The sequence below is a fragment of the Sulfuricella sp. genome (assembly GCA_041651995.1).
GTDB lineage: Bacteria > Pseudomonadota > Gammaproteobacteria > Burkholderiales > Sulfuricellaceae > Sulfurimicrobium.
The window spans coordinates 1-14,993 of the sequence record JBAZID010000005.1 but is presented as its reverse complement, the minus strand read 5'-3'; the positions used below and the strand labels follow the sequence as shown (position 1 = coordinate 14,993).

13 protein-coding genes are annotated in these 14,993 nt (G+C 59.7%); 8 read left to right on the top strand and 5 right to left on the bottom strand.

The window, feature by feature from the left end:
• The first annotated feature begins 6 nt into the window (after positions 1 to 6).
• From fliS to rmuC, 4 genes are all read left to right on the top strand, one after another.
• Positions 7 to 471 carry a flagellar export chaperone FliS gene (fliS, locus tag WC392_08700; protein ID MFA5242434.1) on the top strand — a complete coding sequence of 155 codons (465 nt, stop codon included), beginning with the start codon at positions 7 to 9 and terminating at the stop codon, positions 469 to 471.
• 1 nt (position 472) lies between these two features.
• Entirely contained in the window at positions 473 to 799 is a 327-nt protein-coding gene (locus WC392_08695; protein MFA5242433.1) for a flagellar protein FliT, read from the top strand.
• A 14-nt stretch (positions 800 to 813) separates the two neighbouring features.
• Complete coding sequence (locus WC392_08690) at positions 814 to 1,047, top strand: hypothetical protein (GenBank protein MFA5242432.1); 234 nt, start codon at positions 814 to 816, stop codon at positions 1,045 to 1,047.
• A gap of 143 nt (positions 1,048 to 1,190) precedes the next feature.
• Positions 1,191 to 2,585, top strand: coding sequence for a DNA recombination protein RmuC (gene rmuC / locus WC392_08685; protein ID MFA5242431.1), 1,395 nt, complete (start codon positions 1,191 to 1,193; stop codon positions 2,583 to 2,585).
• 2 nt (positions 2,586 to 2,587) lie between these two features.
• Here rmuC and ald read toward each other — a convergent pair whose 3' ends face one another.
• The 4 genes from ald to WC392_08665 all read right to left on the bottom strand — a co-directional run bounded on the left by ald (position 2,588) and on the right by WC392_08665 (position 6,962).
• On the bottom strand, positions 2,588 to 3,691 hold the full coding sequence (gene ald / locus WC392_08680) for an alanine dehydrogenase (GenBank protein ID MFA5242430.1): 1,104 nt from the start codon (positions 3,689 to 3,691) through the stop codon (positions 2,588 to 2,590).
• Between the two features lie 121 nt (positions 3,692 to 3,812).
• Positions 3,813 to 4,823, bottom strand: a complete 1,011-nt coding sequence (locus WC392_08675) for a quinone-dependent dihydroorotate dehydrogenase (GenBank protein ID MFA5242429.1) — start codon at positions 4,821 to 4,823, stop codon at positions 3,813 to 3,815.
• A gap of 13 nt (positions 4,824 to 4,836) precedes the next feature.
• Positions 4,837 to 5,655: a DUF3530 family protein gene (locus WC392_08670; protein MFA5242428.1), complete on the bottom strand. Its 819-nt coding sequence runs from the start codon at positions 5,653 to 5,655 to the stop codon at positions 4,837 to 4,839.
• Positions 5,656 to 5,771: 116 nt separating this feature from the next.
• Positions 5,772 to 6,962, bottom strand: a complete 1,191-nt coding sequence (locus tag WC392_08665) for a pyridoxal phosphate-dependent aminotransferase (protein ID MFA5242427.1) — start codon at positions 6,960 to 6,962, stop codon at positions 5,772 to 5,774.
• A gap of 81 nt (positions 6,963 to 7,043) precedes the next feature.
• Between WC392_08665 and uvrB the strand changes: the two genes are divergently transcribed.
• Positions 7,044 to 9,059 (top strand): excinuclease ABC subunit UvrB, encoded by a 2,016-nt coding sequence (gene uvrB, locus WC392_08660; protein ID MFA5242426.1) that lies wholly within the window; start codon positions 7,044 to 7,046, stop codon positions 9,057 to 9,059.
• 128 nt (positions 9,060 to 9,187) lie between these two features.
• Here uvrB and WC392_08655 read toward each other — a convergent pair whose 3' ends face one another.
• Positions 9,188 to 11,059 carry a GNAT family N-acetyltransferase gene (locus WC392_08655; GenBank protein ID MFA5242425.1) on the bottom strand — a complete coding sequence of 624 codons (1,872 nt, stop codon included), beginning with the start codon at positions 11,057 to 11,059 and terminating at the stop codon, positions 9,188 to 9,190.
• A gap of 143 nt (positions 11,060 to 11,202) precedes the next feature.
• Between WC392_08655 and fusA the strand changes: the two genes are divergently transcribed.
• The 3 genes from fusA to WC392_08640 all read left to right on the top strand — a co-directional run.
• Complete coding sequence (fusA, locus tag WC392_08650) at positions 11,203 to 13,251, top strand: elongation factor G (GenBank protein ID MFA5242424.1); 2,049 nt, start codon at positions 11,203 to 11,205, stop codon at positions 13,249 to 13,251.
• Positions 13,252 to 13,605: 354 nt separating this feature from the next.
• The gene (locus tag WC392_08645) at positions 13,606 to 13,842 is read left to right on the top strand and encodes a helix-turn-helix domain-containing protein (protein ID MFA5242423.1); all 237 of its coding nucleotides are present in this window, start codon (positions 13,606 to 13,608) and stop codon (positions 13,840 to 13,842) included.
• A 395-nt stretch (positions 13,843 to 14,237) separates the two neighbouring features.
• On the top strand, positions 14,238 to 14,993 hold a 756-nt coding region (locus tag WC392_08640; GenBank protein MFA5242422.1), incomplete at its 3' end, for an IS256 family transposase.

The following is a 14,993-nucleotide window of genomic DNA, read 5'->3' as shown; positions in this document are numbered from 1 at the left end:
AATAAAATGAATGCCATGTCCCATAGCGCACTGAATGCCTACTCCAGGGCGGGAGTCGAGACCAGCATTGCCAACGCCAGTCCGCACAAGCTGGTCATGATGTTGTTTGATGCGGCGATTCTGGCTGTTCTGCGTGGCAAGGCATATATGCAGCAGGGTAACGTTGCCGCCAAGGGTGAGTCCATTTCCAAGGCCATCGCCATTATCGACGAGGGCCTCAAGGTTAGCCTGGACGAAGAGGCGGGTGGTGAGCTGGCAAGAAACCTGAAAGCATTGTACGAATACATGGGCGGCCGGCTGTTGATGGCGAATATCAGCAATGATGTGGATGGGCTGGATGAGGTGTCGCGATTGCTCGGCGAACTCAAGGGTGCGTGGGAGAAGATCGGACAGCAAGTCCAGGCGGTTGCGCCGCCCGTGGAGCAGCCCGCAATATCCGCCCGCCCCTCGATGAGCTACGGCAAGGCCTGAGATGACTCGCTCAGCCTGGATAGTGCAGCGCTACGAAGCCGTGGCGCTACTCGCCGGGAAGATGCTGGAAACTGCCCGGCAAGGGCAGTGGGATGAGTTGGTCGAACTGGAGCAGCAACGTGCTGCGGTGCTGTCCGAACTGATGGCGGATGCCGCGCAAGGCGCGATTCCAGATGAAGTGGCGGATCAGGTGGCCGGTCTGATCGGGGCCATTCTGGAGAAGGATGCCGAATGCACTGCTCTTGCCCTGGCCTGGCAGGATGAACTGAAGGCGCTGCTCGGCAGCATGGGCGCCGAACGCAAGATTTCCCAGGCCTACGGCCCATAATTGGGGCGTAAGACATGCTGGACAGCAACCCCTTTTTTACTCACGCGCAAGATCGCCTGTATTTCGCCGCCGATGATCCGGTCGGTGGCCTGGAGCACTCTTTCCCCCTTCACCCCGATCATGGCAGCTCCAAACCCATGGAATACTGGGAAGACCAGCTGCACAAGAAGCGCCCGCGCAAGCCCATTCCAAACCCCTCTCCGGAAAACTCACGCCAGGATGATCATCAGATCGATGATTACGCCTGAGTAAGCTGTCTTTGCGAGTGTAGCGAAGTAATCAGTAGTCTGTTGATTTGCCAGATAGAGATTGCTTCGCTGCGCTCGCAATGACGGGGTGGCGGAATAAATCGGCGCTTCTCTGCGCTATACTCCCGCGCAGGGAGAAAAACATGCTCGAAATTCTGATTGCCGTACTGATAATTTTTATTCTGCTGGCCTCGCTGTGGGTTGGCATCAAGCTCGGCGGGCTGACCCGTTCGCAGCACGAACTGCCGGATTATCTTGCGCAGGTCATGGAAGAGAAACACCGCGCCATGCTGACGGATCTTCACGATGGTCTGGCGAAACAGGGCGATCGAATGAATCATGCCTTGCTGGAAAGCTCCGAGCGCCTGCGCGAAATTGTTGCACAGGAACTGAAACTGACGCGCGATGCCATGCAGTCGCTGCAGCTGGCTCAGAACGACAGCCTGGCGCAGACGCGCGAGGCCTTGCTGAAGCAACTGGCTGAGCTGAGCGTGCAACTGCAAAGCAAGCAGGACGCCATGCGCGCCGAGGTGATCGCCAAGACCATGCAGACCCTGGCGGAGCAGGGCAGGGCGGACCAGGAGCTGATCCAGACCACGATGAAGAACAGCACCCAGCAGCTGGTGACGACCATCGAGGGCCTGAGCAAGACCGTGGATGGCCGTCTGGAGCAGATCAGCGGCAAGGTGACGGAGCGTCTGGACGAGGGCTTCAAGAAGACCAACGAGACTTTCGCCAACGTGATGGCGCGCCTGGCGACCATCGACGAGGCGCAGAAGAAGATCGACGGTCTCACCACCAATGTCGTCAGCCTGCAGGAGCTGCTGGGCGACAAGCGTTCGCGCGGCGCCTTCGGTGAAGTGCAGCTGGAGAACCTGATCCGCAACATCCTGCCGCCCACCATGTATGCCATGCAGTACACGCTGTCCAATGGCAGCCGGGTGGATTGCGCCCTGTTCCTGCCCGAGCCGACCGGCACGGTGGGGGTGGATTCCAAGTTTCCTCTTGAGAACTATCACAGGATGTTCACGCAGGGCGTCAGCGAGGCCGACCACACTGTAGCGCAGAGGCAGTTCAAGGCGGACGTGCGCAAGCATGTGGACGACATTGCGAGCAAATACATCATCGCCAATGAGACCTCCGACGGCGCGGTGATGTTCATTCCGGCCGAGGCGGTGTTCGCCGAAATCCACGCCTATCACCCGGAAGTGGTGGATTACGCCATGAGCAAGCGGGTGTGGATCGTCTCGCCCACCACCATGATGGCGGTGCTGAACACCGCCCGCGCGGTGATGAAGGACGTGGAAACGCGCAAGCAGGTGCACATCATCAAGGACGCCCTGAACAAGCTGGGCAAGGAATTCGAGCGCTTCGACACACGCATGAAGAAGCTCGCCGACCATATCCGCCTGGCGCACGATGACGCGCTGGACGTGCATACCACCAGCAAGAAGATCAGCGACCGCTTCCGCAAGATCGAGGCGGTGGAACTGGAGCATCCCCAGCAGGACGTGCTGGAGGTACTGGAGGGGGAGTAAGTCTAAGGCTGGTAGGGTTGGTACTCATAACCCAGGTCTGCCGCCACGTTGGGATGGGTCACCTGCCCGAGATGCAGATTGAGCCCGTTCATCAATCCCTTATCTTCCCTCATGGCTACCTGGTAACCGAGGCTGGCGATCTTCAGCGCGTAGGGCAGGGTGGCATGGGTGAGTGCCTGGGTCGAGGTGCGGGCGCAGGCGGCGGGCATGTTGGTGACGCAGTAGTGCACCACGCCTGCTTCGACATAAGTGGGCTCGGAGTGAGTTGTCGGGCGCGAGGTTTCCGCGCAGCCGCCCTGATCGATGCAGACATCCACCAGCACCGATCCGGGACGCATTTTGCAGACCATGTCACGGCTGATCAGCTTGGGCGCGCGTTTGCCGGGGATCAGCACCGAACCGACCACCAGGTCGGCGTCCGCGACCAATTTCTCGATGGCGCCAGTCTGCGAATAACAGGTCTTGAGGCGCCCGCCAAAAATATCGTCCAGAAAGCGCAGGCGATTCAGATCGATATCCACAATCGTGGTATCCGCGCCCAGCCCCAGCGCCATTTTGGCTGCCTCTGTACCGACCGAGCCGGCGCCGAGAATCGTGACTTTCCCCGGCATGACGCCCGCTACCCCGCCCAGCAGCACGCCACTGCCGCCATGGTTCATCTGCAGGCTGACCGCGCCAGCCTGAATCGCGATCCGGCCCGCGACTTCGGACATCGGGATGAGCAGGGGCAGGCGGCCCTGGTTATCGGTAACGGTTTCGTAGGCGATGCCGACGATCTTGTGTTCCACCAGTTGGCGCGTCAGTCCGGCATCGGCGGCAAGGTGCAGGTAGGTGAAGAGTATCAGGCCTTCATGCAGCAGCGCGATCTCGGCAGGCTGGGGTTCCTTGACCTTGATCACCATGGGACAGGTCCAGGCTTCCGCAGCCGTGGCCACGATTTGCGCTCCGGCGGCGGCATAGCGTTCATCGCCATAGCCGATTGCAGCACCCGCGCGGGTTTCCACCCGCACCTCGTGGCCGGCAGCGGCCAGGGCGCGAACGCCTGTCGGGGTAAGGCCAACACGGAATTCGTGATCCTTGATTTCTTTCGGGACACCGATCAGCATGGCTGGCTCCATTTTTCCATATTCACGGCTGGCGCCCCTCTCCCCCGGCCCCTCTCCCGCAAGGGGCGAGGGGAGACATAGCCCCTCCCCCCTCGCGGGGGAGGGGTTGGGGAGAGGGGAATCAAATTTCCTCGCACGCTTCCCGGATCAGTTCCGGGCCGCGATAGATGAAGCCGCTGTAGAACTGCACCAGGCTGGCGCCGGCAAGGATTTTCTCTTTCGCATCCAGGCCATTCATGATGCCGCCCACGCCGATGATGGGGATCTTGCCGCCCAGCGCCAGGCTGAGCTGCTTCACCACGCTGGTGGACTTGAGGCGCACCGGCGCGCCGGAGAGACCGCCGGCTTCGTCGCCGTGCGACAGCCCGGCCACGCCTTCGCGCGACAGCGTGGTGTTGGTGGCGATTACGCCTTCGATCTGGTATTTCAGCAGCAGGTCTGCGATTTCGATGATCTGTTCCGTTTCCAGATCGGGGGCGATTTTCAGCGCCAGGGGGACATGTTTGCCGTGGGTCTGGGCCAGTTTCGCCTGTTCGTTCTTGAGCGCGTCGAGCAGGGCCTCGAGTTCGCTCGATTGCTGCAACTGGCGCAGGTTCTTGGTATTGGGCGAGGAAATGTTGACCGTGACGTAGCTGGCGTGGGGATAAACCTTGCGCAGGCAGATGAGGTAGTCGTCGGCCGCATTTTCGATTGGCGTATCGAAGTTCTTGCCGATGTTGATGCCGAGGATGCCGCGGTACTTTGCTTTTCTGACATTCTCGATCAGCTTGTCCACCCCGTCGTTGTTGAACCCCATCCGGTTGATGATGGCATTCGCCTCCGGGATGCGGAACAGGCGCGGCTTGGGATTGCCGGGCTGGGGGCGGGGCGTGATGGTGCCGATTTCGATGAAGCCGAAGCCCAGCGCTGCCAGCGCGTCGATGTAGTCGCCGTTCTTGTCCAGCCCCGCCGCGAGGCCGACGGGGTTGGGGAAGTCAATACCCATCACAGTGCGGGGTTTGCCGGGAACCGGGTAGGCCAGCAACTTGATTAACCCCAGCCGCTGGGCGGTTTTCATGCCCTCCATGCCAAGGTGATGGGCGGATTCGGCGTCCATGCTGAAGAACATGGAACGGATCAGTGAATAAAGCATGCGGTTGAGGCTCTTAGAGTTTGAGTTTGCCGAGCCATTCGGCAACGGCCTTGACCAGCTCGCCATTGTGCTCGTGGAAATAATGATCGGCGCCGGGAATCACGACTTGCCGTGATTGCGGATTGCCGGCCTTGCGGATGGCTGCCAGTCGCCCGGGCGCCATATTCAGCACCTGCGGATATTCGGCGCTGCCGTAGATGTCCAGTACCGGCACATGCATTTTTTCCAGGGGAAAGGGTTCCACCATCGCTTGTCCGAAGTCGGTGGCGCCCATGCCGATGCCGATATAGGCATTGATATCCTTGTCGCCCTGTCGCGCCACCCAGTGCATGGCCATGTGGGCGCCGCAGCTGTGGGCGGCAAGCACGATATGCTTGACTCCGGTATCGCGCAAATAGGCGATGGCGGCATTGATGCGCGGGCCGGCTTCTGCAAACAGCGGAACATAATCGTTGTACTTTGCATCCTTTTCGAGCACCGGCAACTGTAGCGATAGTGTGTGCCATCCGCTGGCTGGCAGAGCGGTGCGCAGGGGGGCGGCCACATCGGCCCAGTCCGGGTGCATGCCGCGACCGTGCAGGATAATAACCGCGCCGCGCGGATGGCGCAGGGTGGTCGGCGTGTAGATGGAGAGGAAAGGACGATTGTCCGCCTTGAGCCAGACGGGTTCCCCATCGACAATCATGTCCACGATTTCATCCGCTAGACGTTTTTCGCGTGCCAGGTCGGCGGCAGGGGAGGAGAGGGCAAAAAGGGTCAAACAGATAGCGGCGAGATATTTAATCATGCGCCAAGTATGGGGAATGGGCGCGGAATTGACAAGATTTGCCATGGCAGGAAAGGCAGTTCCTTTGCGGGGAGAGAAGCGGCGAAGCAATCTGCAACTTCCTGATTTTATGGAAATGAGATTACTTCGCTTGAGGTTCCGGTTCGCAATGGCCTGGTTCCCTAAGCCAGGGCTTGCTGAATCCTGTTCAGTGCATTTTCCAGGTTGCTCATCGAGGTGGCAAAGGAAATGCGGAAGTAGCCTTCTGCTCCAAACGCTGAGCCGGGAACCACGGCAACACCCTTTTCCAGCAGGTATTCGGACAGTGCCATGTCGTTGGCTTCCTTGAGCAGGCCGCGCTGGTGCAGGTCGGCGATGGCCTCGCGGGCGTCGGGAAAGGCATAGAAAGCACCGCCGGCCTTGATGCATTTGAGGCCTTTCATTTCATTGAAGCGGCGCACCACGAATTCATGCCGTTCGCGGAAGGCCTTGACCATCGGCGTGATGCAGCCCTGGTCGCCATCCAGCGCTTCCTGGGCAGCCACCTGGGAGATGGAGGTCGCATTCGAGGTGGATTGGGATTGCAGGATTTCCATCGCCTTGATGATTTTTTCCGGGCCGGCGGCGTAGCCGATGCGCCAGCCGGTCATGGAGTAGGCCTTGGATACGCCGTTCAGCACGATGCAGCGGTCCTTCAGCTCCGGGGTGGCGTTGAGGATGTTGAAGAATTTCTCGCCCGAGAGGTTGACGTGCTCGTACATGTCGTCGCTGGCGACCAGCACCTGGGGATGCTTTTTCAGCACCTCGCCCAGGGCTTGCAGTTCGGCCAGGGTGTAGACCGCGCCGGTCGGGTTGGATGGGCTGTTGATCATGAACAGCTTGGTTTTCGGGGTGATGGCGGCGGCCAGTTGCGCGGGGGTGATCTTGAAGCCCTGCTCGATGCCGCAGTTGACGATCACCGGCTTGCCTTCGGCAACCAGGGTGATGTCGGCATAGGAAACCCAGTAGGGGGCCGGGACGATGACTTCGTCGCCGGGGTTGATGACGGCCAGCACCAGGTTGAAGATGGTCTGCTTGCCGCCGACGCCGACGATGACTTCGCGGTTGTTGTAGTCGAAGCCGTTGTCGCGCTTGAACTTGGCGATGATGGCGTTTTTCAGGCCGGGGATACCCCCCACCGGAGTGTACTTGGTGAAGCCGTCGTCGATGGCTTTCTTGGCCGCATTCTTGATGTGCTGCGGGGTGTCGAAATCGGGTTCGCCCGCACCCAGGCCGATGATGTCTTTTCCCTCTGATTTCAGCTTGGCTGCGCGGGCCGTGACGGCGAGGGTGGGGGATTCCTTGATGGCTTGAACGCGCTGTGACAGTTCCAAAGTTCTATCCTTGAGTGGGGCAGGCCGGTATGGCCCGCATGGTACAATTCTTGGGTTTAAATAAGCGTTCAAATTCTACCTGTGATCGTCACTTTTCCCAATAGCCCATACAAACTTCACCAGCCATTCGAGCCGTCCGGCGATCAGCCCGAGGCTATTCGTTCGCTGGTGGAGGGGCTGGATGACGGGCTGTCTTTCCAGACCCTGCTCGGGGTAACCGGTTCCGGCAAGACTTTCACCATGGCCAACGTAATCGCACGCCTGGGCCGGCCGGCCATTATCCTGGCGCACAACAAGACGCTGGCGGCGCAGCTTTACTCCGAGATGCGCGAGTTTTTCCCCGAGAACGCGGTGGAGTATTTCGTTTCCTACTACGATTACTACCAGCCCGAGGCCTATGTCCCCTCGCGCGATATGTTCATCGAGAAGGATTCGGCGATCAACGAGCATATCGAGCAGATGCGCCTGTCCGCCACCAAATCCCTGCTGGAGCGGGAAGACAGCATCATCGTCGCCTCGGTGTCGTGCATCTACGGTATCGGCGACCCGGTGGACTACCACGGCATGATCCTGCACCTGCGCCAGGGCGAGAAGATCGGCCAGCGCGAGGCCATCAAGCGCCTCTCCGAGATGCAGTACGACCGCAACGACGTCGAATTCAGCCGTGGCACGTTCCGGGTGCGCGGCGATGTGTTGGACATCTTCCCGGCGGAGAGTGCCGAGCTGGCGATCCGCGTTTCGCTGTTCGACGATGAAGTCGAAAGCCTGTCGCTGTTCGACCCGCTGACCGGGCATATACAGAAGAAAGTGCCGCGCTTTACCGTTTATCCTTCCAGCCACTACGTCACGCCGCGCTCCACGGTGTTGCGGGCGGTCGACACAATCCGCCTGGAACTGCGCGAGCGCATCGAATTCTTCCACAAGAACAACAAGCTGGTGGAGGCGCAGCGCATCGAGCAGCGCACCCGTTTCGACCTCGAAATGCTCAACGAAATCGGCTTCTGCAAGGGCATCGAGAACTACTCGCGCCACCTCTCCGGGCGCAATCCGGGCGATCCGCCGCCGACCCTGATCGACTACCTGCCGCCCAACGCGCTGATGTTCATTGACGAGAGTCACGTCACCATCACCCAGGTGGGCGGGATGTACAAGGGCGACCGGGCGCGCAAGGAAAACCTGGTGGATTACGGTTTCCGCCTGCCTTCCGCGCTGGACAACCGCCCGCTGCGCTTCGACGAATTCGAAAAAGTCATGCGCCAGACCATTTTCGTTTCCGCCACGCCCGCCGATTACGAAGCCACGCATGCTTCCCAGATCGTCGAGCAGGTGGTGCGCCCCACCGGCCTGCTCGACCCTGTTCTTGAGGTGCGCCCCGCGTCCACCCAGGTGGACGACCTGCTGCCGACCATCAGGCAAAAAGTGGTGCTGGGCGAGCGCGTGCTGGTCACGACGCTAACCAAGCGCATGTCGGAGGACCTGACCGATTACCTCTCCGATCATGGCGTCAAGGTGCGTTACCTGCACTCCGGCATCGACACCGTGGAACGCGTGGAAATCATCCGCGACCTGCGCCTGGGGCTGTTCGACGTGCTGGTCGGCATCAACCTGCTGCGCGAGGGGCTGGATATCCCGGAAGTCTCGCTGGTGGCGATACTCGATGCCGACAAGGAAGGCTTCCTGCGTTCCGAGCGCGCGCTGATCCAGACCATCGGCCGGGCGGCGCGCCACATCAACGGCACGGCGATTCTGTATGCCGACAGGATCACCAAATCCATGCAGAAAGCCATCGACGAGACCGAACGGCGCCGCGCCAAGCAGATCGCCTGGAATGAGGAGCACGGCATTACGCCCAAGGGCGTGTCCAAGCGCATCAAGGACATCATCGACGGCGTGTTCGACCTCGAGACCGCGCAGAAGGAACTCAAGGTGGCGCAGGAACTGGCGCACTACCAGCATCTGGACGAGAAGGTGCTGACCAGGGAAATCAAGCAGCTGGAAAAGGAAATGCTGGCCTGCGCCCGGAACCTCGAATTCGAGCGCGCGGCCGAGATGCGCGACAAGCTGAACCAACTCAAGGCGCTGCTGTTCAAGAGCTAGTGGCGTTTAGCATGCAACCACTACACCAGAAGCCTGGCCGCTGCCTAACCCCCCTCAGGGGGGAGGCGGGCTTTCTCCTCCCCTGACAAGGGGAGGCCGGGAGGGGTTGGTGCCGGTTTCTTGATCCGTTATTCGAACAGCATGGTGACCTCATGGGTGTCCCCGTGCCGGGCGATGGTGATGTTGTCACAGGCCTGTTTGGCAAGATTGATCATGTTGGCATTGTAGGTCTGGATTTCCGCACTGAATCCGCGCAAGCCCCTGGCTTTTGCATGCTCCAGCAGTCTCAACTGCAAGGCCTTGCCTATTCCCACGCCCTGCCATTCGGGCGACACCATGTAGGCGACTTCGGCCATATTGGTCGAGGCGTTGACGAAATAGCAGGCGCTGGCAATCAGCGTCTCGTTTCCAGCTGAACCCGAGACCACCAGGAATGCGACGTCGCTGTCCTGGTTTACATTGCACAGGCGCTGCGCTTCACTATCAGAGAGTTGATTCAGGCGCCAGAAGGTACGCGTGTAGCGATCCTCCTTGATCATGCGCTGGAAATACTGTTGCAGTGCTGGCGCATCTTCCTTCCGGGTGGGGCGAATCAGGACAGCCTTCTGGTTTCTCAGGGTAATGCGCCGTTCTTCTTCAGCGGGATATTCATCCTGGTTCCTCAGGGACTGCTCCGGCCCCATATAGTGCAGTTTTTTCGCTTCATCCAGCAGCCACGGGCGGAAATCCGGATGAGCGATCTGGATCAGCGCGAGCGCGCGTTCCCGTATGGATTTGCCGAACAGGTAGGCGACGCCATATTCGGTGATCACATAATGGACATCCGAACGTGCAATGGTGGCGCCTTCGCCTCCTTGCAGGAGCGGGCGGATGCGCGAGGTTTTTCCGCTATCGTCGGTGGATTGCAGGCAGATGATGGGTTTGCCTCCCGGCGACTGGGCGGCGCCACGGATAAATTCGGGCTGGGTCGTTACCCCGCCGCAGAAATGGCCCTCGAACTGATCGCTGCAAATCTGCCCGGTCAAATCCACCGAGCAGGCCTGGCTCACCGAAACCATCTTGTGTTGCTGCGAAATCGAATGAATATCGCTCACCCTTTCGATGGCCTGAATGGAAAAGAACGGGTTGCGGTCGATCAGGTCGTAAAGTTTTCGTGTCCCCATGCAGTAGCTGGCAACGACCATGCCCTTGTACTGGCTTTTTTTCCGCCCATTGATGACCCCTTTCTCCACCAGCGGCACGATGGCATCCGTGATGAGGTCCGAGTGGATGCCCAGATCGCGGCGGTCCATCAGGTATTTCAGCGCTTCCTGGGGCAGGCGCCCGAGGCCGATCTGAAGGGTGGAGCGGTCCTCGATGATGCTGGCGATATTGCGCGCAATCTGCTCGACCACTTCATCGGCCGGCGTGAGCGGGGGTTCGATGATAGCGGTATCGTTCCACACCATGGCGTCAAAGCGGCTGATGTGAATCAGGCTGTCGCCCATGGTGCGTGGCATATTGGGGTTGATCTCGGCGATGACATGCCTGGCGTGTTGCACCATGGACACGGTGATGTCCACGGAAACACCCAGGCTGGCATAGCCGAATTCATCCGGTGGCGAGACTTGCACCAGCGCGACATCAACCGGGATGCGGCCATTTTCGACCAGCCCGGGTACCTGGGATAAGGAGACGGGTATGTATTCGGCCTGCAAGCTTGCCACGGCGGCACGTTCATCCGCGCCGGCAAAAAAGCATTTGTGCCGGTAGCGGGTGTTGGGTTTGTTGTTCTGATGCGGAATCGCATCGTAATTGAAGAAGTGCAACAGCGTGACATCAGGGGGCGGGCTGGCCAGATTTTCCAGTGCTTCCACCAGCAGGCGAGGCGTGGCGCAGGCGCTGCCGAGATAAACCTGATGGCCGGGCTGAACCGGAGTAACGGCTTCCGCCGCAGTTACGAGGCGGGACTGGTGTTCAGCCAGCGAAGGATGGCGCGCGATGGTTTCCGCATTGGTCATGATGGATACTCCCTGTCTGTTGGTAATTCACCCCGGTTCAAGTGCCACAGAAATTTTTCCAGCGGAAGCCGGAAGGCTATAATTCAGATATCGCGGTCCGGATTCAAATTCACAGCACTAAACAATAATCGAAAGGACTTGAAATGCCAAACGATCCTGTAACTTCCATACGAACCCTGGCGCTTGCCGGCCATGGCGCCAGCGGCAAAACGACGCTGGCCGAATCCCTGCTTTTCAAGGCTGGCGCGATCGCCAGCCAGGGCAGTGTGGAAAAGGGCAGCACCGTCTGCGATTTCGATGCGCTGGAAAAAGACTGCGGCCACTCTCTCAATTCCGCGGTAGTGAATTTTTTCCATCAGGGGCAGCATATTTACCTCATCGATACCCCGGGTTATCCGGATTACTCAGGCCAGGCGATCGGCGCCCTGGCAGCAGTAGATACCGCCGTGGTGGTGATCAATGCCCAGGCGGGGATCGAGCTGGCCACGCGGCGCATGATGAAAGCGGCCGCAGCGCGCGGGCTGTGCCGCATGATCGTGGTCAACAAGATCGATGCCGAGAACCTCGATTTGCCGGGCTTGCTGGCAGACATTCAGGCAAGCTTCGGCAAGGAGTGCCTGCCCATCAACCTCCCGGCGCATGGCCGGCAGGATGTGGTGGATTGTTTCTTCAACCCCGACGGCGACGCCGATTTTTCCTCGGTCAGGGAAGCGCATACGGCGCTGATCGACCAGGTGGTGGAGGTGGACGAGGACTTGATGGCCATCTACCTGGAGCAGGGCGAGGAATTAAGCCCGGAGCAATTGCATGCGCCGTTCGAAAAGGCGTTGCGTGAAGGACATCTGGTGCCGGTGTGCTTCACCGCCGCGAAAAGCGGCACAGGCGTGGGCGCGTTGCTGGATGTGATTGCCAGGCTCGCGCCCAATCCGTCTGAAGGCAATGCGCCGCCCTTCCTCAAGGGCGAAGGCGCTTCCGCGCTGGAATTTCATGCCGAGCCGGATGCCGGCAAACATGTCCTGGCCCATGTATTCAAAGTCATCATCGACCCCTATGTGGGCAAGATGGGCGTGTTCCGGGTCCATCAGGGGACGCTCAGGCGCGACGCGCAACTGTTCATCGGCAATGGCAAGCGCCCCTTCAAGGCCGGGCACCTGTACCTGCTGCAGGGCAAGGATTACGTCGAGACCGATATTCTGCTGCCGGGCGACATCGGCGCCGTTGCCAAGGCGGAGGAAATCGAGTTCGACGCGGTGCTGCACGATTCGCACGACGAGGACCACATTCATTTGCGCCCCCTGGATTTCCCCAAACCGATGCACGGTCTGGCGGTTGAAACCCGGCGCAAGGGCGATGAACAACGCCTGTTCGAGATCCTGCACAAGCTGGAAATGGAAGATCCCACCTTCATGGTTGAACGTCATCCGGCCACCAATGAAACGGTGATTCGCGGCCTGGGCGAATTGCACCTGCGCGCCAAGCTGGACAAGATGGCGCAAGCCTACAAGCTGGAAGTGGACACCCGTCCGCCGCGCATTCCCTACCGTGAAACCATCGCCAGTAACGCCGAAGGCCACTACCGCCACAAGAAACAGAGCGGTGGAGCAGGGCAGTTCGGCGAAGTGTTCCTGCGCATCGAGGCGCTCCCGCGCGGGACCGGCTATGAATTCGTGGACGCGGTCAAGGGCGGCACCATTCCAGGCGTATTCATGCCAGCCGTGGAAAAAGGCGTGAAACAGGCGCTGGAGGCGGGCGTGATTGCCGGCTACCCGGTGCAGGACATCCGCGTCGTGGTCTACGACGGCAAGCACCACCCGGTGGATTCCAAGGAAGTGGCCTTCGTCGTTGCCGGGCGCAAGGCGGTCATCGCGGCGGTCAAGGCGGCCAGCCCCATCCTGCTGGAGCCGATCGTCAACATCGAGATATTGGGCCCGGAATCGGCCATCGGCGACCTTGCCGCCGATATCGCCGGCAAGCGCGGCCATGTCACCGGCACCCAGCCGCGCGGTAGCAACACTTCAGCCATATCCGCCGAAGTCCCCCTGGCCGAGCTCAACGACTACCAGTCAAGGCTGCGCTCGCTGACCAGCGGGCAAGGCGCCTATGCGCTGGAATTCAGCCGCTACGCCGCAGTGCCGCCCGCGGTGCAGCAGGCGCTGATGTCCCAGTTCAAGGCTCAGGAAGAGGACGATTAAAGTTCTGTTTAAGCATGAGGGGGGGGCAAGATCGCAGCAACGACAGCGCCGAAATTCTCTGCGGGCGCCGCCTTCAACCCGGATTATCCATTGGGGCCAAAAACACCGCTGTAGGAGCGGCGCCCTCGCCGCGATTCGCGCCGGGGGCGGCGCTCCTACATGACCGTGTATTCCAATGGATAATCCCGGTTCAAACAGGAAGCCGCCGCCCAAGCCAAGAAGAAGCAGGCCATCTGGGGTCTGCCATCATCAGGCAATGCCCGGCATAAATAATCAACGATCGTTGAGTTTTTGTTGTATTAAGGGCTAATACAAGGCAAAATTCAACGATCGTTTATCTTTATTGGAGGGGCTATGACAAACAGGGAAGTTGGTATTTCCTCTGTCGTCGAGCTTGGGGATATTCTTCGGGCCGTTCGCAAGGAATCTGGACTGACTCAACGCGATGCCGCCGCGCTATGCAACGTCAGTTTGCCATTTCTTAACGGCCTGGAGCAAGGGAAAGCGACAGCCCAGATCGGAAAAGTTCTGTCCGTCTGCAAGCGGTTCGGTATTGACGTCAGGCTGAGATTGCCGGGTGAAACGGCATGAGCGCCTTGATTGTCTCGGCCAATGGGGTCCCGGCCTGTCACGGATCACCCCAATAGCGCCACCTGGAAGCACCTGAATCGGGGTCTCGAACGGGATCAAGAATGCGTGTTTTTCCTCCTTTCGCAAGCGAAGCGCATTTCACCGGGTGTTTTTGCGAGTTGGGCGAATAGATTTTAGCAGGGGTGCGAAGCAACTTGAGCAATTCGGCGCCTCAATGCGAACCTCATTTCATTCGGTGCAATATCGATTGCGCTCTTCATGGGCTGATTCTTGCTGACGTCGCGGTAGCGACACGAACAAACGGATGGCCTTTATGGTCATCCGTTAGGGGTGTAAGAATTTTTGTGTAAACGGTCATTTGGCAGGAAACTGCCGTCCTGGAGAAAGGAGCTGTAATGACCGTAAGCAACGAACTGCTGGACAGCCTACTGGCTGATTACAAGAAACCCGAAGACCTGATTGGGGAAGACGGGCTGCTTAAGCAGCTCACCAAGAAGTTGGTGGAGCGGGCACTTGAGGCCGAGATGGCCGAACATCTGGGCCACGCCAAACACGAGCCGGTCGTCAACCCTGCCGGCAACACCCGCAACGGCAAGAGCAAGAAGACCCTCAAGGGCGAATTCGGCGAACTGCCCATCGACATTCCCCGCGACCGCCACGGCAGTTTCGAGCCGCAACTGATCCCCAAGCACCAGACCCGCTGGACGGGCTTCGACGAGAAGATTCTGTCACTCTACGCGCGCGGCATGACGGTGCGGGAGATTCAAGGCCACCTGGAAGAAATGTATGGCGCCGAAGTTTCGCCGTCGCTGATTTCCTCGGTTACGGATGCGGTGATTGACGATGCCAAGGCCTGGCAGTCCAGAGCGCTGGACGCCCTGTATCCCATCGTCTATCTCGACTGCATCCACGTCAAGGCGCGCGATAGCGGCGCGGTGCGGGTCAAGGCCGTGTATCTGGCATTGGGTATCAATCTGGCGGGTGAGAAGGAACTGCTGGGCATCTGGATCGCCCAGACCGAGGGCGCCAAATTCTGGCTGCAAGTCGTGACCGAACTCAAGAACCGTGGTGTGCAGGATATCTTCATCGCCTGCGTCGATGGACTGAAAGGCTTCCCGGAAGCTATCGAGGCGGTATTCCCGAAGACTGCC

Bases quoted from the DNA above. Each gene is read 5' to 3' on its own strand.
- fliS (MFA5242434.1), top strand. From the start codon at position 7: ATGAATGCCATGTCCCATAGCGCACTGAATGCCTACTCCAGGGCGGGA.
- WC392_08695 (MFA5242433.1), top strand. From the start codon at position 473: ATGACTCGCTCAGCCTGGATAGTGCAGCGCTACGAAGCCGTGGCGCTA.
- WC392_08655 (MFA5242425.1), bottom strand. From the start codon at position 11,059: ATGACCAATGCGGAAACCATCGCGCGCCATCCTTCGCTGGCTGAACAC.
- WC392_08675 (MFA5242429.1), bottom strand. From the start codon at position 4,823: ATGCTTTATTCACTGATCCGTTCCATGTTCTTCAGCATGGACGCCGAA.
- WC392_08645 (MFA5242423.1), top strand. From the start codon at position 13,606: ATGACAAACAGGGAAGTTGGTATTTCCTCTGTCGTCGAGCTTGGGGAT.
- rmuC (MFA5242431.1), top strand. From the start codon at position 1,191: ATGCTCGAAATTCTGATTGCCGTACTGATAATTTTTATTCTGCTGGCC.
- ald (MFA5242430.1), bottom strand. From the start codon at position 3,691: ATGCTGATCGGTGTCCCGAAAGAAATCAAGGATCACGAATTCCGTGTT.
- fusA (MFA5242424.1), top strand. From the start codon at position 11,203: ATGCCAAACGATCCTGTAACTTCCATACGAACCCTGGCGCTTGCCGGC.
- WC392_08670 (MFA5242428.1), bottom strand. From the start codon at position 5,655: ATGGCAAATCTTGTCAATTCCGCGCCCATTCCCCATACTTGGCGCATG.
- WC392_08690 (MFA5242432.1), top strand. From the start codon at position 814: ATGCTGGACAGCAACCCCTTTTTTACTCACGCGCAAGATCGCCTGTAT.